The sequence below is a fragment of the Klebsiella sp. Lac1 genome (assembly GCF_009825425.1).
GTDB classification, from domain to species: Bacteria; Pseudomonadota; Gammaproteobacteria; order Enterobacterales; family Enterobacteriaceae; genus Klebsiella; species Klebsiella electrica.
In genome coordinates, this window is the sequence record NZ_VJZJ01000009.1 from 1 (window position 1) to 2,172 (window position 2,172).

Annotated in this window: 2 protein-coding genes; both read right to left on the minus strand. The window is 49.5% G+C overall.

From position 1 onward, the window contains the following. Window positions 1–258: 258 nt before the first annotated feature. On the minus strand, window positions 259–714 hold the full coding sequence (locus FNY10_RS26475) for a hypothetical protein (protein ID WP_058670958.1): 456 nt from the start codon (window positions 712–714) through the stop codon (window positions 259–261). 270 nt (window positions 715–984) lie between these two features. Next, complete coding sequence (locus tag FNY10_RS26480; protein ID WP_058670957.1) at window positions 985–1,221, minus strand: hypothetical protein; 237 nt, start codon at window positions 1,219–1,221, stop codon at window positions 985–987. Between the last annotated feature and the right edge of the window lie 951 nt (window positions 1,222–2,172).

Here is a 2,172-nt window from a genome sequence, read left to right on the forward strand (position 1 = left end):
TCGCCAGTGGCGGTAGCCATTGGCAACTGGAATTTTAGAGGGATTGTCTCTTGAAGTTATGCACCTGTTAAGGCTAAACTGAAAGAACAAGTTTTGGTGACTGTGCCCTCTAATAGCCAGTTACCTCGGTTCAGAAGAGTTACAGCTCAACTGATCCATCGAAAGAGCCACCTTACAGGGTGGCTTTTTCGATTCAAGTGGTAAATTACGCTAACAATTAGGATTCAGTCAATTGTTTACTACCCCGAAAACTACTAGCTAATAAAAATAAGCATCATCCAGCTTAGGGAACCCCTTTTGGGTTCGCTCTTTGTTAACATCATCTTTAAATATTTTATTCACTCGAAGATCATAACCAGAAGATGCACAAAGAGATGAAATAACCTCTTGGCTATCCATGCGTCCAAGTGGCGCTGCCAAAAGCCCATCCGATTTAGTATCAATAAAAACTACTGCAAACAAACGGTCTCCAATATATGCACCATAGGAATTTTTCGCATTAACCTTCCCGCAATACACACCACCTCTATGATCATCGGACATATAGGAATTATGAGTGTATTTTGCAGAATATGGATCTTTAAGCTGTTTGTTTACCCCAACTTCAACAGCATCAATCTCCTCTTTAGTAAGCTCCCTAGCTGATAAACTGGATGAAGAAAAAAACAATAAAAAAATGATCAATAAAGAAAATCGACTAGCTGTACCTTTCACGTTAAAACTCCACTATCTGATTCAAGAATCTATTAGCATAAGCAGCCTAGGAACATACATAGCCCTTATTTACCATAACACCTCATTACGCGCACCGCGAAAACGGCCTCAGGGCGTTTCTGCGCCTTCAGCCACAAAAGAGCACGTCTTACCCCCAGAAAACCGCCCGGAATCGCTCTGGTGAGTTTTACGGGGGTGAATGACTATGCACCGGAGTGAATACCACGCTGTTTCGCCCTGAACTCCCCACGAAACCGACGAAAGTGGCAATCAGCGACGCGGCGCCCGCGGACGCGACCAGGTAAATTCCGCCTGCTGCCGCTCCTCCTCACGCGCAGATCGCTGCCGTTCTGCCTGGCGCTGCGATTCGATCTGTGCACGAGCCCTGTTAAGGACAATGTGCCTGTTGGGCTGATTCAGCTTCTTGCCTGACACTCTCTCAGCGGCGGCAACAGCATCGTCGAGAAATCTTTTCTCGGCGGGCGTCAGGTTTATCAGTCGTTTCATGGCGATCTCCGGTCAGAATAACTCTGCACAGTCTGCCAGACACGGCGAACCTCATGAAGAACCTGCAGCCGGCAACAGCCCTGAGAAACGGTGAACGGGAACGGATTTTAATCCGGTGCCGTGAAGCGTTGGCGGGGTATCGGGGCGCAGCCCTGAGATATCGTTTTGGTGCCGGCATCATGATGGCGGTACTCCAAAAACACATCTTGTCACGCTTTCAGTTTCTGAATTTGCGGGTTCCGGGCGCAGCGCCGGACCAGTCACGTAGCGCTAGCGGAGTGTATACTGGCTTACTATGTTGGTACGGATGAGGGTGTCAGTGAAGTGCTTTATGTGGCAGGAGAAAAAAGGCGGCACCGGTGCGTCAGCAGAATATGTGATACAGGAGATATTCCGCTTCCTCGCTCACTAACTCGCTACGCTCGGTCGTTCGACTGCGGCGAGCGGAAATGGCTTACGAACGGGGCGGAGATTTCCTGGAAGATGCCAAGAAGATACTTAACAGGGAAGCGATAGGGCCGCGGCGAAGCCGTTTTTCCATAGGCTCCGCCCCCCTGACGAGCTTCACAAAAATCATCTGATTTTCGGTGCTCAAATCAGCGGTGGCGAAACCCGACACAGCTTAAAGATGCTAAGAGTTTCCCCCTAGCGGCTCCCTCGTGCGCTCCTGTGTTCCTGTCCTGCGGCTGACCGTGTTGTGGTGGAAGCCTCCCCTAAATCACCACGCCCCGTTTCCGTTTAGACAGTTCGCTCCGAGCTGGGCTATATGCACGAACCCCCCGTTTAGCCCGACTACCACGTCCTGTAAGGTAACTATCAACTTGAGTCCAACCCTTACGGACACGACTTATCGCCAGTGGCGGTAGCCATTGGCAACTGGAATTTTAGAGGGATTGTCTCTTGAAGTTATGCACCTGTTAAGGCTAAACTGAAAGAACAAGTTTTGGTGAC

What these genes read in the sequence shown, in the direction of transcription:
- FNY10_RS26480 (WP_058670957.1), bottom strand. Translation starts at nt 1,221, where the DNA reads ATGAAACGACTGATAAACCTGACGCCCGCCGAGAAAAGATTTCTCGAC.